The sequence below is a fragment of the Candidatus Pelagibacter sp. HIMB1746 genome (genome assembly GCF_052047555.1).
In the GTDB taxonomy this organism is placed as follows: Bacteria; Pseudomonadota; Alphaproteobacteria; order Pelagibacterales; family Pelagibacteraceae; genus Pelagibacter.
In genome coordinates this window covers 69,520-87,136 of record NZ_JBNAJZ010000005.1, presented here as the reverse complement: position 1 = coordinate 87,136, position 17,617 = coordinate 69,520, and the positions used below count along the sequence as shown (strand labels likewise).

Below are 17,617 nucleotides of genomic sequence, written 5' to 3'. Positions count from 1 at the left end.
ATGAAAAACTTCTTTAGAAAAGTTGCATTTGGTTTAAAGCCTGATGAAAAAGAGCCATCAGATCCACTAGTTTGGGCTCAAAAACAAGTTGAAAAAATTCCTGAATTCAACTGGACTGGAAAACATATCTATTCAGAAAAGGAAATGAGAAAGTATTGGATCACTCAAAGAGTTGAGGAAAATACAACTTTAAGAAAAAAATATAAAAATGATCCAGAAGGACTTAGGCTAGCAGAACGTCAACTAAGATATGATACTGGAAAAGAATTTTGGCGAGCTAATGAAATTTGTATAAGACATTCTGAGGGGATAAGAAGCAATAATCCTGTACTTGCTAAACTTTGGTATTTTTGGGGCAATCATTTTACGATTAGTGATACTCAAACATTGGCTTCTTTTTCTACTGGAGCTTATCAAAGAGAATTTTTAAGAGCCAACATGGACAAAACATTTGAAACTATGGCTATCCAAGCAACACTTGCTTGGCCAATGATAATGCATTTAGATAATAAAGATAACATAGGACCAAAGTCAGAAAGTGGTCGACAGGAATGGAGAAGAAAAGAAAAGAAACCAGCAACTATAAATGAAAACCACGCGAGAGAATTAATGGAGCTTCACACCATTTCTCCAGATGGGGGCTACACTCAAGAAGATGTTATAGAGTTAGCTAAAATAATGACTGGTTGGAGGCCAAAATGGACAAAGAAAAAAGATAATGGAAATGATGTTGGTTTCATATCTAAATATCACGAACCAGGAAAAAAAATTGTTCTAGGAAAAGAATATAAACGTGGGAGAAAAGGAATAGAGCTTGCAATTAAAGATTTAGTTAAACATCCCTCATGCAGAGAATTTATCGCTACAAAACTTTGTAGATATTTAATTACTGACAGCCCGACACCTGAAATGATAGCACCTGTTGTTAAAGCATGGGAACAATCGGATGGATTTCTTCCTGAAGTACATAAAGCCGCAATTAAAGTTGCATTTGAATATAATGACAAATACAGAAAATTTCAAAATCCTGAAAACTGGTGGCTTACAACAATAAACATGTCAGGATCAACGTATTCTTATCCAACAAAAGAAAAAATGATTGACAGTCATAAATTAGGATTAAAACCATTTGGAGATATAAGGTGGCAAGGTTGGTTTTTAGAGGATTTAGGTTGTCATCCCTATAGACAAAAACAACCAAATGGATTCTCAGATTTTGAAAAGGACTGGATGTCAACTGAAATGATTATAAGAAGAATTATGTATGCTAAAAAAGCTTTCCATAAATATAATGTAAATGATCAGATAAGCGATGATATTCATGAAAAAATAGTTAGGAACAATTTTGATAACCCTGACAAAATATTAAAAATTTTATCTAAGGCAAAAACTAACGAGGAAAAACATATTTTATTATTTAACTTACCAGAGGTATTAAAAGCATGAAAATATCAAGAAGAAATTTTTTAAAAGGTACTGCAACTACATTATTTTTAGCTGGATTTAATTTTCCAGTGTTAGCTGCAGGATCAAGAAAAAAAAATCTGGTAGTTATTATGTTGAGAGGTGGTATGGATGGATTGACTGCCGTACCAGTAATAGGTGATAAAAATTTTGAGAAGAGAAGAAAAAAAATTTTAATTGAAAATCCTATTAAACTGGACTCTGATTTTGCTCTTCATCCTAAATTAAATGCTTTTTATAATTGTTGGAAAGACAATACCGGCTCCATTGTTCATGCAACCAGTATTCCGTATACAGCTCGATCTCATTTTGAGGGCCAAAACTTAATGGAGTCAGGTGGAAAAGTGCCTTATCAAGAAAAAACTGGCTGGCTTGGAAGAGCAATGAAAATAGCAAATTATAAAGGAGATGGTTTAGCATTATCTTTGCCTATGCCATTGTTATTGAGGGGAGTTCCTAAAAACAATAATTACTATCCTTCGGATGATCGCCTACCTAGAGAAGATACACTTGAATTGTTAAAATCAATTTATGCAGATAGTTCTGAAGAGGAACTATTGGATATGATGAATTTTATTAAAAAGAGAAAAAATGAAGAGATGATGGGAATGGGTTTTGGTAGTGGTAAAAGAAAGAATGGCAACCTATCAAAGCAGGCCGCTGAGTATTTAAAAAAACCAGATGGTCCTAGAGTAGCTGTATTCGAAGTAAATGGATTTGATACTCATGCTGCACAAGGAGGAATTAATGGTACTCATACTAAATGCTTACTTGAAATGGATGAAATAATTGAAAATCTCAAAGTTAATTTAAAAGATTCTTATAAAGACACATTAATCCTAACAGTTACTGAGTTTGGAAGAACGATTGCTCAGAATGGAGGAAATGGAACAGAACATGGGTATGGTACAGCTTTGTTTATGGCCGGTGGATTATTAAAGAAAAGCCAAGTTTATTCTGATTGGCCTGGGTTAAAGAGAAAAGAGCTTTATCAAGGTAGAGATTTAAATGCCACTATTGATGCAAGATCAGTATATGCATCAGCTATGTCTACAGTATTTGATCTTGATTTTAACCGAATTGAAAAAGAAGTTTTCTTTGGAGACAAATTGCAAAACATGTCTGATAAGCTTTTTAAGGCTTAATCAAAAACTTATCCACAGCCTACAATTTGAATTGAAATAGTAATTTAGAAATTATAGCCTTTTCATTAATGAGAATAGAAGAAGAGCTTAAGCTAGATTACTCTGATGTCTTATTTAGACCTAAGAGAAGCACATTAAAAAGTAGAAAAGACGTCAATCTTCTTAGAACCTACAGATTTAAATATAGTAAAAATGAATGGTCAGGAATTCCTATTATGGCGGCAAATATGGATGGTGTTGGTGAATTAAGTATAGCTGAAAAATTAAATGACCATCAAATGATTACATGTTTAACAAAACAACATGATGTAAAAAAAATAAAACAAAATAAAAATATTAAAAAAATCTACCCAAACATTGCACTTAGTGTAGGTATTAAAAAAGAGGACTTTCAAAACCTAGATAAGGTTTTAAAGGAATTTAGTTTTTTTAAATTTATTTGTATTGATGTTGCAAATGGTTATTCAGAGCATTTCACAAATTTTATTAAATCAGTAAGAGAAAAATATCCAACAAAAACTATTATTGCAGGAAATGTGGTCACTGCTGATATGACACAAGAATTAGTTTTAAGTGGTGCTGACATAGTAAAAGTTGGAATAGGACCTGGAAGTGTTTGTACAACAAGAATTCAAACAGGAGTAGGGTATCCACAATTAAGTGCTGTCATTGAATGTGCTGATGCAGCCCATGGTCTTGGTGCACATGTAATTGCTGATGGAGGATGCACGTGCCCTGGTGATGTTGCAAAAGGTTTTGGAGGTGGTGCAGATTTTGTGATGTTAGGTGGAATGTTGGCAGGTCATGATGAAGGAAAAGGAAAAATAGTAAAAGTAAATGGATCAAAGTATATTGAATTTTATGGATCAAGTTCTGAAGTTGCTAACAAAAAACATTATGGTGGATTAGCAGATTATAGAAGTAGTGAAGGAAGAAAAGTTAGAGTTAAATATAGAGGCAAAATTAACGATACAGTTTTAAATATTCTTGGTGGTGTTAGAAGTAGCTGCACTTATGTGGGCGCACCATCACTTAAACAATTAAGTAAATGTACAACATTTGTAAGAGTATCTAATCAATTTAATGATACTTTTGTAAAATAGATTTAATATTTATATTAATATAAAATACTCAAAATGAAAAAAATAATTTTAATATTATGTGGATTACTACTTTGTAGTAATGCTTTAGCTTTAAAAGTTGGCAGTGAGGAAGAAGTAGTAGCAGAATTAAAAAAAGGTGGGAACATAGTTTTTATTAGACATGCTTATGCCCCAAGAGTTAATAATAAGTTTGAGCCTGATGATTTTTACAGTGGATCTTTAAAGAAAAAAGATTGTTCTGTTCAAAGAGATTTAGATGATAGAGGCTTAGCTCAAGCAAAAGTAATCGGAGCTGTATTTAAAGATAACAATATAGAAATAGATAGAGTATTAACCAGTATATATTGTAGATGTTTTAAGACTGCTGAAGAGATTTCAAATGATTATGAAATTTCAAAAATGATTATTTCAATAGGTAGAGGAAATGTCAGTAAAAAGAAAAAACAATTAAAAAAATTAAGAAAATATATTGAAAAGTGGGATAGTAATAAAAATCTTGTAATTGTAAGTCATTTTAATGTTATCAACCCATTGTTTGAAAAAAGCTTACTATCTATTAGCTCAGGAGAAATAGTTGTTTCCGACAAAGATTTTAATATTTTAGCCAATTGGAAAGTTCCTTATTAAAATAAATTTTTATAAATTAAGCTCTAATCGTTGGTAAACAATAAAAATCAGCGGTATCTATTTTAGAAGAATACTGCCTTCGCATATTCCATTTTTTATGAACTCCAGCGCTTGCAACACTTAAAGTAGATCTTCCATATCGATGATTAGTATTATCAATGGATCTCATCAAGCTATTTATTTTTTCATCTTTTTCAGAAGTAAATAAATTTGTTTTGTCACTAGCATTCGACAATCCTGTTAGCATGACACCTGCTTTTTGATAACGATAACCATTTTTAAAAATACTCTCTAATATTGAAACTGCAGTTTTAACTGTTTCAATACTATTGTTTGTTGCAATAGGAAAATCAACCGTCTTTGCATTTGAATAATAACCAAAGTTTCTGTGAAAAGGGCTCGTTCTAACAAACACAGTAATTGCTTTTGCAACCAAAGACTCTGATCTAATTTTTTCAGATGCATTTAAACAATAGTTTGCAACTGCTTCTTTTAATTCCTGAAAAGTTTCAATTCTTTTTCCAAATGATCTTGAAACCACACAACTCTTTCTTTTGGTAGTAGTTGTTTCTAAATCAATACAAGGAATTCCTCTAAGCTCCATTGCAGTTCTTGAACTTAAAACGTTTGATGATTTTTTTATCCATGTGTTAGATTTATTTTTAAGTTGCTTCGCATTATAAATTCCATGCTTTTGATAAAATTTAGTAAGCTGTCGCCCAACACCCCAGACATCATTAATTTCAACTTTTTCTAAAATAGGGTCTAAATTATCTATTCCAATTAAACTCGTAACACCTGATTGTTTTTTCTTTGCAATATGATTTGCAACTTTACTTAATGTTTTTGTTTTTGCGATCCCAATACTTGTTGGAATACCAGTCCATTGTAAAACTGTTTCTCTAATTTCTTTCCCAACTTTTTCTACATCCTGATCTTTAAAATTTGATAAATCTAAAAAGGCTTCATCAATTGAATAAACTTCTATTTCAGAATTAAATCTTTTAAGGGTACGCATTACTCTTCTTGATAAATCTCCATACAAAGAATAGTTTGATGAAAAAACATTTACATTATTTTTAACAATAATATCTTTTGCTTTAAAATAAGGTTCACCCATTTTAATTCCTAAAGCTTTTGCTTCATTCGATCTTGAAATAATACAGCCATCATTATTAGATAAAACAACAACAGGTTTTTTTCTTATTTTAGGATTGAATAATCTTTCACAAGAAACATAAAAAGAATTACAATCAACGAGTGCTATTTTTTTAGTATACTGAGTGGATGACATAAGTAACTACTCCCCAAATAAAAACATCTTGTTCTTCATTAATTAAAATTCTGTCAGAAAACTCTTTAGAACCAGAGGTTAAAAATTTTTTATCTCTTTCTTGAACTAAAGTTTTAACAACAAGTTCATCATGAACGTTTGCAATCACAGTTGAAAAGTTTTTTGGTTTTAAACTTTTATCAACGACCAATAAATCTCCATCATTAATTCCAACATCAACCATCGATTTACCTTGAACTCTGATGATGAAAGTAGCTGGAACATTTCTTATTAAATGCATGTTCAGATCGATATCTTCTTCGATATAATCTGTTGCAGGAGAAGGAAAACCAGCGCCTGCTTTATGTAGATAATATGGGATTGTTAGTTTCATGTTCTTGTTTTGTTCTACTTTATAGACTATTTATGGAATACACTCAATAGGTTGTATTTTGAGTCTGTAACTGAATCAAAAGTGAATCAAAACGTGAACATCCAATCCACATATTGTGGACTTGTGGATAACTTCAACCATAGTTAGTTTAAGTTGGTTATTTAAATATATAAATTCTGATTTTGATTATGAATGTTTTAGATTTTGTAATGGTTGGTTCTAATGATCACCAAAAGTCAGGTGACTTTTATGATGCTGTTTTTGAACCTTTAAAATTAAAAAGAATTTTAAAAACAGAAAAGTATTTGGGTTATGCTCATTCAAGTGATCCAGACAAAGTTCAATTTTATGTAACGCATCCTGTAAATGGTGAGCCCGCAACTTTTGGAAATGGTTCACAAACTACTTTACTAGCTGACACTAAAGAAGCAGTGGATAAATTTTACGAAGTTGCAATGTCAAAAGGAGCAACAGATGAAGGTAGACCAGGTGTTAGAAAAGATGGAAATTATTATGCATACGTTCGTGATTTAGATGGAAATAAGATTGCAGCAAAAAGTATTTTAACTTAAATTAAGGAGATATATGAAATTAAGTTGTCATTGTGGTTCTGTAGAAGCTGAAATTAACTCTACAGTTAATGAATTAGCAAAAATAGTTAGATGTAATTGTTCAATTTGCAAAAGAAAAAATGCAACAATGGGTATGGTTAAAAATGAAGATTTTAAACTTACCAAAGGTGAGGATAAAATAAAACTTTATCAATATCATACAAAAGTTGCTAAGCATTATTTTTGCACTGAGTGTGGAATTTACACTCATCACAATCCAAGAAGCGCACCAGCTATGACTGGATTTAATTTAGGTTGTGTCGATGAAGTTAAAGTTGAAGATATAAAAGAGATAGCTCAATTTGATGGTCTCAACCATCCAATGGATCAAGAAAAATAAAAGTTCAATGCAATCTACTGCTGAGTGTTTTAAAAAAGTTAAAAGTGATTGTCTAAAATTTATTAAATCACAAGAAACCTCAAAAGAAAAATTTAGCAACAAAGATAAGATGTTAAAATCTTTTCTAATTCCAGTGTGTTTTTGGATTGCAAAAAAAGCTAATAATAAAAAACCTTACTTTGTTGGTTTAGCTGGAGGACAGGGGACTGGTAAGACAACAATAAGTTCAATCATAAAAATAATATTAGAAAAATATTTTAAATTAAAAGTATTTAAAATTTCTATTGATGATTTTTATAAAACTAGAAAAGAAAGATCTATTTTATCTAATAAAGTTCATTCAATGTTAATGACAAGAGGAGTGCCTGGAACACATGACGTAAAAATTATGTTAGATTTCTTTAAAAAATCAAAAAGTAAAAACTTTAAATCAATAAAGTTACCAAGTTTTAATAAGGCAGTAGACGATAGGTCGCCTAAAAAAAGTTGGTATAATATTAAAGAGCGGCCAGATGTAATTATATTTGAGGGTTGGTGTGTTGGTGCAAGAGCTGAAGTTAATAAAACACTTAAAAAGTCAATTAATTCTCTTGAAAGAACTAAAGATCAAAAACTTATTTGGAGAAAATATGTTAATGAGCAACTAAAGACAAAATACAAAAAATTATATTCTCAATTGAATTGTCTAATTTATTTAAAAGCAAAAAACTTCAGTTTGCTACAGAAATGGAGACTTAAACAAGAACACAAGTTGTGGTTAAATACTAAAAATAAATCTAGTCACAAAATAATGAGCAAAGGAGATGTTATAAACTTTATGCAAACTTACCAAAGAATTACACAGAACATGTTTAAATTTGCTCCAAAATATTCTACAATAATTTTAAATTTAAATAGCAACCATCAAATTAAGACAATAAAATATAATAAATGAAAAAGTTTCTAATAATTATCTTTTGTGCACTAGTTTTTCCGTTAAGTGCGTTTTCAGCAACTTTAAAGGAAGCGCTAAAACAAACATTTGATAATAATCTTGAGCTTCAAGCAGAAAGAAAAAATTTAGAAATTCAACAAGAAGTAATCAACATGTCTAGAAGTGATTTGTTACCTAGATTAACTCTTTCTGGTACAAAAAATTTTGAAGATACTAATAAACTTACAAATCAAAGTGGTGGAGATGCATCAATTACTGATACTGATACAATGACTTCTTCAATTAAACTTGAGCAAACATTACTTGATGGCAGTGGAAGAAAAACAGAATATGAAAAAAGTAAGTTGGGATTAAATTTAACAGAAGCAAAATTAATTAAAAAAGAACAAGAAATATTCTTAAGAGCAATTGAGGCATACACAGGATTAATTTTAGCTTATGAAAAATTAAATATTAATGAAGAAAACGTAAACTTACTTCAAAGACAATTTGAATTAGATAATGCAAGATTAAGTCGAGGACAAATAACAGCATCTGATTTAGCACAATCACAATCTTCTCTTGCTGGAGCACAAGCAGGATATATTGAAGCTCAAAACAACATAGTAACTAGCAGATTAAATTATGAAAATGTAATTGGTGCTATTGCTGAAGAAGCTAAGTTGAAAAAAATATATAACGCACAAGTTACAATCCCTAAAAATTTAAGTGAAGCTAAAAAGATATCTTTAGAGAAAAGTCCTGAATTAATTATTGCTGAAATAGAATATGGACAATCAGAACTAGATGTAAAAATTGCAAGATCTGATCTTTCACCAACAGCAAAAATTTCATTAGAGAGAACTTATACTGATGATTTAAGTGCAACTTATGATGAAAGAGAAAAAGATGTCTTACAGGCAACTGTTTCATGGCCTTTCCAATTTGGTGGAAAGAATAAATCTAATGTAAGTAAAAATCTTCAAGCTAAGGGAATGAAAAGATTGTTATTAGAGAATGCACAAAAAAATAATACACAATCTGTGACTTCATCTTGGTCAACTTTGCAGTCTTCAAGAAGTTTTTTGCAAGCTGTGCAATCACAAGTTAAAGCTTCAGAAGTTGCAACTGAAGGAATTAGCTTTGAATATGAAAGTGGATCTGGAAGATCTACTTTTGACGTTCTTCAATCTAGATCAAATTTAATAAATGCAAAAATTAATCTTGCTGAAGCTGAAAGAAGCTACTTGTTAGCTCAATACAGAGTTTTAAAATCAGTAGGACTTTTAAATAGCGACTATTTAAATCTTAAGTAATTCAGTCTTTTTTACTCATTAAAAACAAAGATCTTGCCAATGAGAACAAAATGTGTACATTTAATTCATGATTCGACTGTTAAAAAACGTAAAAAAAAGAGGCAAAAAATGACGAAAAGTAACCTAAAAGTAGTTAAATCTACTAAAGATCAAGAAATGGATATTAAAGAAAAGAACAAAGCATTAGATGCTGCAATAGCTCAAATTACAGATAATTTTGGAAAAGGCTCTGTAATGAAGCTTGGCCAAAAGAGAGCTATGGATATTGAGTCTGTTTCAACAGGTTCTTTAAGTCTTGATTTAGCTTTAGGTATAGGCGGATTGCCAAAAGGAAGAATTATTGAAGTTTATGGACCAGAGTCGTCTGGAAAAACAACGTTAGCATTACAAGTTGTTGCTGAAGCTCAAAAAGCTGGTGGAATTTGTGCATTTGTTGATGCAGAGCACGCTTTAGATCCAGTTTATGCAAAAAAATTAGGTGTAAATACTGAAGAACTTTTAATTTCACAGCCGGATGCTGGTGAGCAAGCATTAGAAATCGCTGATACGCTAGTAAAATCAGGCTCTATTTCAGTTATCGTAATCGACTCTGTTGCAGCTTTAACACCAAAAGCTGAGATCGAAGGTGAGATGGGAGATCATCATGTAGGTCTTCAATCAAGATTAATGAGTCAGGCTTTAAGAAAATTAACAAGCTCAATTTCAAATACAAACACAATGATGATTTTCATTAACCAAATCAGAATGAAAATTGGAGTTATGTTTGGAAGTCCTGAAACTACATCAGGTGGAAATGCGCTTAAGTTTTATTCATCAGTTAGAATGGATATTAGAAGAATTGGTGCCATCAAAGATAAAGATGAAATTATTGGTAACTCTACAAGAGTGAAGGTAGTAAAAAATAAAGTAGCTCCACCATTTAAAGTAGTTGAATTTGATTTGATGTACGGAAGAGGAATTAGTAAGATGGGTGAATTAGTCGATCTTGGTTCCAAAGCAGATATTATTGAAAAATCAGGAGCATGGTATGCTTATAAAGGAGAGAAGATTGGTCAAGGTAGAGAGAATGCTAAGACTTATCTAGCTCAAAATCCTAAAGTTGCTGCAGAAATAGAAATGGCAATTAGGGAAAAAGCTGGTGTTATTTCTAAAAAAATAGAAGGAAACCCGATAGATCCTGAAAAATTGGAGAAAGAAAAGAAAGTAGCTGAAAAAGAAGAAGAAGCAAAAGCTGAAGTTACTCCTCCATCTAAAAAGAATTAATAGGTCATCTTTATTAATAAAAGGCGCTTAATTTAAGCGCCTTTTTTCCCGTACTGCATCTAGACATAAAATAAAAAAGCTGTATTTTAAAAATATGGCAGACAAAACTCTCAATGAAATAAGAAATACTTTTCTAAAGTATTTTGAAAAAAACGATCATCAGATTGTGGAATCTAGTAATTTGGTTCCAAATAATGATCCAACATTGATGTTTGCAAACTCTGGAATGGTTCAATTTAAGAACGTGTTCACAGGTTTAGAGAAAAGAGATTATGTGAGAGCTACTACTTCACAAAAATGTGTAAGAGCTGGTGGAAAGCATAATGATTTAGAGAATGTAGGTTACACACCTAGACACCATACTTTCTTTGAGATGTTAGGAAACTTTTCATTTGGAGATTATTTTAAAGAACAAGCAATTGATTATGCTTGGAATTTAATTACCAAAGATTTTGGAATAGATAAGAATAGACTTTATGTAACTGTCTATCATGAAGACGATGAAGCCTTCAATTTTTGGAAGAAAATAGCAGGTTTTAGTGATGATAGAATAATTAGAATAGCAACATCAGATAACTTTTGGTCAATGGGAGAAACAGGTCCATGCGGACCTTGTTCAGAAATCTTTTTTGATCATGGTGATCATTTACATGGTGGATTACCTGGTACCAAAGATGAAGATGGTGACAGATTTATTGAAATTTGGAACTTGGTCTTTATGCAATTTGAACAAGTTACAAAGGATAAAAGAATAAATCTTCCAAAGCCATCTGTTGACACAGGAATGGGTTTAGAAAGAATTGCTGCATTGCTTCAAGGCACTCATGATAATTATGAAACAGATCATTTTAAAAAAATAATTAATTCTGCCTCAGATATAATTAAAATAAATTCTGATAAATCAAATCTATCTAGCTTTAGAGTTATAGCTGATCACTTAAGAGCTAGCTCATTTTTAATTGCTGAAGGAGTATTGCCATCTAATGAAGGAAGAGGGTATGTGCTTCGAAGAATTATGAGAAGAGGGATGAGACACTCCCATTTATTAGGTGCTAAGGATCCAGTTTTTTCAAAATTGTTTGATACATTGTTAAATGAAATGTCAGGAAATTATCCTGAACTAAAAAGAGCTGAATCTTTAATTAAAGAAACTTTAAAGATGGAAGAAGAGAAATTTTTAGTTCTACTCGATAGAGGAATTAAAATTTTAAATGATGAAATTTCAAAGATAGATAAAGTTTTACCAGGTGACATTGCTTTTAAACTTTATGAAACTTATGGATTTCCAATTGATCTTACAGAAGATATTTTAAAATCAAAATCTTTAGAGTTTGATAAAGAAAGATTTGGTGAGCTGATGAGAGAAAGTATTGAGCTTGCAAGAAAAAATTGGAAAGGATCTGGAGATAGTGCAGTTGAGCAAGTTTGGTATGGAGTTAAAGAAAAACATGGAGCAACAGAATTTTTAGGATATGAAAATGATCAAGCACAAGGAGTTATAAAATCACTCCTTAAAAATCATAAAGAAGTTGATACTTTAAATGCTGGAGACGAAGGTATCATTGTTGTTAACCAAACACCATTTTACGCTGAATCTGGTGGTCAAGTAGGAGATACAGGGTTGATCTCTAAGGATGAATTTGAATTTGAAGTAACAGATGTTCAAAAAAAATTGGGAGATCTATTTGTTCATTATGGAAAAGTGAAAAAAGGCTCAATAAAATTAGAGCAAGATGTTGAAATGAAAATCAATATTGAAAAAAGAAATGACACAAGGGCATATCATTCAGCAACTCATTTATTGCACGAGTCTTTAAGACGAGTTTTAGGTCCACACGTTACACAAAAAGGTTCTCTTGTTGAGCCAGAAAGATTAAGATTTGATTTTAGTCATATGAAACCAATTTCAGAGGAAGAGATGGTTAAAATCGAAAGTCATGTAAATGATATGATTTCTAAACAATCAGATGTAACTACAAGAATAATGACGCCTAAAGAAGCTGTTGATAATGGAGCTTTAGCACTATTCGGTGAAAAATATGGAGATGAAGTGAGAGTGTTATCAATGGGTGATGAAGGAGAAAAATACTTTTCAACTGAATTATGTGGTGGAACTCATGTAAAAAACACTGGTGATATAGGTAAATTTAAAATTATCAGCCAATCTTCAATTGCTGCAGGTGTTAGAAGAGTAGAGGCTTTAAGAGATAAGCAGCTGGAAGATTACCTTAAAAATAAAGAGAAAATGTTAAATTTATCATCTGAAAAAGATGATGAACAAATCAATGAATTGAGTAAGCAAATCTCAGATCTTGGTGGAAAACCTAATTTAGATGAAAGTGATAAAAAAGTTTTAATCAAAAATTTAAACAAACAGTTAGAAACATTATCTGTTAATTCAATATTACAAGATCAATCCAAAAATATAGTTAATGATCAAGATGTTAATGGGGTGAAAGTAAGATTTCAAAATGTTGATGATCTTCCGCCTAAAGAATTAAGAAAACTTGTAGACAAAGGTAAAAAAGAATTAGGTGAAGGTATTGTAATAGTTTTTGCAAGCAAAGATGACAAAGTTGGTATAGCTGTAGGTGTCACAGAAAAACTAACTGAAAAATTTGATGCAGTACAATTTGTAAAAGCAGGTTCAGAAGTAATCGGAGGCAAAGGAGGTGGTGGAAGAAAAGACTTTGCTCAAGCTGGTGGTCAAGACCAATCCAAAATCAATGATGCTTTTGAAAAAATAAAATCTTTAATTTAATTTCTTTTTAAGATTACCATCAATTTCGTCTAAAAATTGATTAGTAGTTAAAAACTTACTGTTTGGTCCAACAAGAATTGCTAAATCTTTTGTCATAGATCCATTTTCAACACACTCAATACATACAGCCTCTAATGTTTGAGCAAATTTAATTAATTCTTGGTTGTTATCTAATTTTCCTCTGTGAGCTAATCCTCTTGTCCATGCAAATATAGATGCAATAGGATTTGTAGAAGTTTCTTTTCCTTGTTGGTGCATTCTATAATGTCTTGTAACAGTTCCGTGAGCAGCTTCTGCTTCCATCACTTTTCCATCAGGAGTTAACAGAGTACTTGTCATTAAACCTAATGACCCATAACCTTGAGCCATAGTATCAGATTGAACATCGCCATCATAATTTTTGCAAGCCCAGATATATTTTCCACTCCATTTCATTGCACATGCAACCATGTCGTCAATTAATCTGTGCTCGTAAGTTAATTTATGTTTTTCAAATTCTTCTTTGTATTCATTATCAAATACTTCTTGAAAAATATCTTTAAATCTTCCATCGTATTGTTTTAAAATTGTATTTTTTGTAGACATGTACACAGGCCATTTTTTAATTAGACCGTAGCTAAAGCATGATCTTGCAAAATCTTGTATTGATTTGTCTAAATTATACATTGATAGCGCTACACCAGGACCAGTGAAATTAAATACCTCATATTTAATTTCTTCTTTTCCATCTTCTGATGTCCATTTAACTTCCATTTTACCTTTACCAGGCACTTTAAAATCTGTAGCTCTATATTGATCTCCGAAAGCATGTCTGCCAATGATCACAGGATCTGTCCATGAAGGAACCAACTTTGGAATATTTTTACAAATAATTGGCTCTCTGAATACCGTTCCTCCAATAATGTTTCTTATTGTTCCATTTGGAGATCTCCACATTTTTTTTAAATCAAATTCCTCAACTCTTGCTTCGTCTGGTGTAATGGTTGCACATTTAATTCCAACACCTATTTTTTTGATAGCATTTGCTGAGTCGATTGTGATCTGGTCATCTGTATTATCTCTGCTTTTCATTCCCAGATCGTAATACTCAATTCCAAGATCGATATATGGAAGGATTAATTTGTTTTTAATAAACTCCCAAATAATTCGAGTCATTTCATCGCCATCTAACTCGACAACTGGGTTATTTACCTTGATTTTGCTCATTAAATTAAATTTATCTTATTAATTGAATTTGATTGGTTTATATACATATTAATCGAAAATTAGCAAATAGAAGAATATGTTTACCAAGATATTTCCAAAGATACACACAGAGGGTTACAAGTTTATTGTAATCGCAGGCTTCATCACAATCATCTTATTATTAGTAAATGGATTTTTAGGATTAATTGGATTGCTTTTAACTATATGGGTTTATTATTTCTTTAGAGATCCTGAAAGAGTAATTATAGGAGATGATAATTATCTAGTAAGCCCAGCGGATGGAGAAATAATTAAAGTTGAAGAGGTAGATGGACCAAAAGAATTAAATTTAGAAAACAAGAAATTTAAAAAGATTAGTATCTTCATGAACGTATTTGATTGTCATGTAAATAGAACTCCTTGTTCGGGGAAAGTTGAAGATATTTTATACAAGCCAGGAAAATTTTTAAATGCTTCACTTGATAAGGCGAGCGAAGATAACGAGAGGAATTACTATAAGTTAAAAGATAATCATGGAAATGATATTGTCATAGTTCAAATAGCAGGTTTGGTTGCAAGAAGAATTGTTTGTGAGACCAATAAAGATCAAACTTTAAACCAAGGTGATCGAATTGGAATGATAAGATTTGGAAGTAGAGCTGATGTTTACTATGAAAATTATGAACCATTAGTAAAAATTGGTCAAACAGTTATTTCAGGGGAAACTCTATTAGCCAAAAGGTAGATATGCAACAACCAAAAAACCATTTCAAAATCGTTCCTGAAAAAAGTAATGCGAGAGTTATATTGCCAAACATGCTCACATTAATTGGTGTTTGCATAGGACTTACTTCAATAAGGTTTGCATTAGATGGAAGATTTGAATTAGCTATTGTTGCAATCATAATTGCTGCAATCATTGATGGCCTAGATGGTAGAATTGCAAGATTAATAAAAGGAACATCAAAAGTAGGGAAAGAATTAGACTCTTTAACTGACATGATTAGCTTTGGTGTTGCTCCAGCTTTTATAATGTATTTCTGGAATTTAAATACATTAGGAAAATTTGGATGGTTGTTGTGTTTAGTTTATGTAATTTGTGTAGCCTTAAGATTAGCAAGATTTAATGTTAATTCATCCCTAGAACCATCTTGGAAAGATAATTTTTTTCAGGGTGTGCCATCTCCAGCAGGAGGAATATTAGTATTATCTCCATTAATATTCAGTATGAGTGAGATTAATATAATTCCTATAAATTATACTATATTAGTTCCATGTATTTTTATTTTAACATCATTGCTTTTAATTAGTAAAATTCCAACATACTCATTTAAAAAAATTGTTATAAAAAGAAGCACCACTATATTTTTATTATTTGGTATAGTTTTATTTTTTGGATTACTATTAATTTATACTTTTGAAATATTAGCAGTTAGTAGTTTTATTTATCTTTTGTTGATTCCAATAAGTTTTTTTAATTATCAAAAAATTAAAAAAGATAAAAATGACACTATTGAAAACGAAGATGAAAACGAAAATTTAGAAGATATACTTTAGTATTTTTTCAATCTTTTTTTTCTAAATTAATAAATGAAAATTTTAGTTTATAATTCAGGTGGGGGTTTGGGTGATAGCATCCAAATATTTGATTTAATCAATAGTTTAATTACAAAATTTGGATCAGATAATATTTACTATTTATCAGCACATAAAAATCACTTTAATTATGCTTTATCAGACTACAATTTAAGGCCAAAGGAGTTAAAAACTAACATAATTTATTTTGGTTTTAGATGGTGGCATTTATTAGTATCAAAGAAAAAAATCTTAAGGGAGAACTCTCTACAAAAATTTGATTTAATTATTGATATACAATCAAAACTCAGAAACACTATAATTTTAAAACAATTTCCGTCTAATAAATTTTATTCCTCAACATTTAATTTTAAATTTTGCTCTGAAAAAAAAGATTATAAATCTACAAAATTTAAAAACATTAATATTTTAAGAAATATTGAATTATTAATAAATGATGAAATTCCACAAACTAAATTTAAATTAAATACAATTGATTTAAAGTATTTTCAAGAAGCCAAAAGATTATTACCTGACAATAATTATATTGGGTTTTCAATGACACAAGGAAACGTTTATAGGAAAAAAAGTTGGCCAATAAATAAATTCTTAAACATAGCAGAACACGTTTCTAAAAAAAATAAAAAGCCAGTTTTTTTTGTTGAAAAAAGTAATAAAGAATTAATTAATAAAATTAAAAGCAATATTAATAATGCTTTATTTCCTGAAATGGAAAGCACATTTTCAGGACCACCATTGGTTTCAGCTCTTTCATCAAGGTTAGAGAAAGCCATTTCAATAGATAATGGTGTAATGCACATGATGTCTTTAGCTGAAATTCCTATGATTATTTTGTTTGGACCAACAAATTCAAAAAAATTTTCTCCCAAATTAAAAAATATTGAAATTTTAGATAGTAAAAATCTTTATCAATCAGATGATATAACTAAAATTACAGAAGATGATGTAATGCGTGTTTTAAATATTTAAATTTAATTTAAAAAAACAAACTAATAAATTGAAAAAAAATAAAATATCAAAAAATTGGGTAAATAAACAGCGTAGAGATATTTACGTAAGACAATCAAAAGTAGACGGATTTAGAGCTAGATCTGCATATAAACTTATTGAAATAAATGAAAAATTTAAAATATTTAAGGGTGGATTAACAGTCATTGATATTGGTGCAGCTCCTGGCAGTTGGTCGCAATATGCTGAAAAGGTATCTAAAAATGGAAAATTAATCTCGATTGATTTAAAAAAAATGGAACCAATTGGGAATAGTCTTCAAATTCAAGGAGACTTTACTGAAGAAAGTGTTCAACAAGAAATTAAAAAAAATACTGACTCCAAAGTTGATGTTGTGATGTCGGATATGGCAGTAAACACTACTGGTATAAAGAATATTGACTCTATTCAAACAGGTGAACTTTGCAAAGAGGCAATGATTTTTGCAAAAGACTTATTAAGTGAAAATGGTTATTTTATATCAAAGATTTTTATGGGAAGAACATTTAACGAAATAGTCGCAGAAGGTAAAAAATATTTTAAAGAGGTGAAAGTATTTAAACCAAAATCTAGTAGAAAAGATTCAAAGGAAAGTTTTATAATTTGCAAAAAACTTAGATAGAGACTTTTAATTTAAAA

At 30.3% G+C, this 17,617-nt stretch carries 17 protein-coding genes; 14 read left to right on the top strand and 3 right to left on the bottom strand.

What is annotated here, in order from left to right:
• The 4 genes from ACTTBM_RS07125 (at nt 1) to ACTTBM_RS07110 (ending at nt 4,339) form a co-directional block, all read left to right on the top strand.
• Nucleotides 1–1,446 carry a DUF1800 family protein gene (locus ACTTBM_RS07125; protein ID WP_440635324.1) on the top strand — a complete coding sequence of 482 codons (1,446 nt, stop codon included), beginning with the start codon at nt 1–3 and terminating at the stop codon, nt 1,444–1,446.
• A complete protein-coding gene (locus ACTTBM_RS07120) occupies nt 1,443–2,609 on the top strand; it encodes a DUF1501 domain-containing protein (protein WP_440635323.1) in 1,167 nt (388 codons plus the stop codon). The genes ACTTBM_RS07125 and ACTTBM_RS07120 overlap by 4 nt, the downstream gene beginning before the upstream one ends.
• A 68-nt stretch (nt 2,610–2,677) precedes the next feature.
• A complete protein-coding gene (locus tag ACTTBM_RS07115) occupies nt 2,678–3,712 on the top strand; it encodes a GMP reductase (RefSeq protein WP_440613904.1) in 1,035 nt (344 codons plus the stop codon).
• Nucleotides 3,713–3,745: 33 nt separating this feature from the next.
• On the top strand, nt 3,746–4,339 hold the full coding sequence (locus ACTTBM_RS07110; protein ID WP_440635322.1) for a histidine phosphatase family protein: 594 nt from the start codon (nt 3,746–3,748) through the stop codon (nt 4,337–4,339).
• A gap of 16 nt (nt 4,340–4,355) precedes the next feature.
• Here the strand turns inward: ACTTBM_RS07110 and ACTTBM_RS07105 are convergent, their stop codons facing one another.
• Both ACTTBM_RS07105 and ACTTBM_RS07100 read right to left on the bottom strand, forming a co-directional pair.
• Nucleotides 4,356–5,633 (bottom strand): Y-family DNA polymerase, encoded by a 1,278-nt coding sequence (locus ACTTBM_RS07105; protein WP_440618756.1) that lies wholly within the window; start codon nt 5,631–5,633, stop codon nt 4,356–4,358.
• Nucleotides 5,611–6,006, bottom strand: a complete 396-nt coding sequence (locus tag ACTTBM_RS07100; RefSeq protein ID WP_075506508.1) for a LexA family protein — start codon at nt 6,004–6,006, stop codon at nt 5,611–5,613. Before ACTTBM_RS07100 ends, ACTTBM_RS07105 begins: the two co-directional genes overlap by 23 nt.
• A 188-nt stretch (nt 6,007–6,194) precedes the next feature.
• Here ACTTBM_RS07100 and ACTTBM_RS07095 point away from each other — a divergent pair, with 188 nt between their 5' ends.
• The 6 genes from ACTTBM_RS07095 (at nt 6,195) to alaS (ending at nt 13,210) form a co-directional block, all read left to right on the top strand.
• The gene (locus ACTTBM_RS07095) at nt 6,195–6,578 is read left to right on the top strand and encodes a VOC family protein (protein ID WP_440635321.1); all 384 of its coding nucleotides are present in this window, start codon (nt 6,195–6,197) and stop codon (nt 6,576–6,578) included.
• Between the two features lie 13 nt (nt 6,579–6,591).
• Nucleotides 6,592–6,957: a GFA family protein gene (locus tag ACTTBM_RS07090; RefSeq protein ID WP_262589637.1), complete on the top strand. Its 366-nt coding sequence runs from the start codon at nt 6,592–6,594 to the stop codon at nt 6,955–6,957.
• Nucleotides 6,923–7,891: a uridine kinase gene (locus ACTTBM_RS07085; RefSeq protein WP_440635320.1), complete on the top strand. Its 969-nt coding sequence runs from the start codon at nt 6,923–6,925 to the stop codon at nt 7,889–7,891. Before ACTTBM_RS07090 ends, ACTTBM_RS07085 begins: the two co-directional genes overlap by 35 nt.
• On the top strand, nt 7,888–9,186 hold the full coding sequence (locus ACTTBM_RS07080; RefSeq protein ID WP_440635319.1) for a TolC family protein: 1,299 nt from the start codon (nt 7,888–7,890) through the stop codon (nt 9,184–9,186). The genes ACTTBM_RS07085 and ACTTBM_RS07080 overlap by 4 nt, the downstream gene beginning before the upstream one ends.
• 108 nt (nt 9,187–9,294) lie before the next feature.
• Nucleotides 9,295–10,449: a recombinase RecA gene (recA, locus tag ACTTBM_RS07075; protein WP_440635318.1), complete on the top strand. Its 1,155-nt coding sequence runs from the start codon at nt 9,295–9,297 to the stop codon at nt 10,447–10,449.
• Between the two features lie 94 nt (nt 10,450–10,543).
• Entirely contained in the window at nt 10,544–13,210 is a 2,667-nt protein-coding gene (gene alaS, locus ACTTBM_RS07070; protein ID WP_440635317.1) for an alanine--tRNA ligase, read from the top strand.
• Here alaS and ACTTBM_RS07065 read toward each other — a convergent pair.
• Nucleotides 13,202–14,416 (bottom strand): NADP-dependent isocitrate dehydrogenase, encoded by a 1,215-nt coding sequence (locus ACTTBM_RS07065; protein ID WP_440635316.1) that lies wholly within the window; start codon nt 14,414–14,416, stop codon nt 13,202–13,204. The genes alaS and ACTTBM_RS07065 overlap by 9 nt on opposite strands.
• 76 nt (nt 14,417–14,492) lie before the next feature.
• Here ACTTBM_RS07065 and ACTTBM_RS07060 point away from each other — a divergent pair, with 76 nt between their 5' ends.
• The 4 genes from ACTTBM_RS07060 to ACTTBM_RS07045 are packed head-to-tail and all read left to right on the top strand — an operon-like array spanning nt 14,493 to nt 17,600.
• Nucleotides 14,493–15,140: a phosphatidylserine decarboxylase gene (locus ACTTBM_RS07060; RefSeq protein WP_440635315.1), complete on the top strand. Its 648-nt coding sequence runs from the start codon at nt 14,493–14,495 to the stop codon at nt 15,138–15,140.
• 2 nt (nt 15,141–15,142) lie between these two features.
• Complete coding sequence (pssA, locus tag ACTTBM_RS07055) at nt 15,143–15,952, top strand: CDP-diacylglycerol--serine O-phosphatidyltransferase (RefSeq protein WP_440635314.1); 810 nt, start codon at nt 15,143–15,145, stop codon at nt 15,950–15,952.
• A gap of 33 nt (nt 15,953–15,985) precedes the next feature.
• Nucleotides 15,986–16,960: a glycosyltransferase family 9 protein gene (locus tag ACTTBM_RS07050; protein ID WP_440635313.1), complete on the top strand. Its 975-nt coding sequence runs from the start codon at nt 15,986–15,988 to the stop codon at nt 16,958–16,960.
• Nucleotides 16,961–16,988: 28 nt separating this feature from the next.
• The gene (locus ACTTBM_RS07045; protein ID WP_440635312.1) at nt 16,989–17,600 is read left to right on the top strand and encodes an RlmE family RNA methyltransferase; all 612 of its coding nucleotides are present in this window, start codon (nt 16,989–16,991) and stop codon (nt 17,598–17,600) included.
• Nucleotides 17,601–17,617 lie beyond the last annotated feature (17 nt).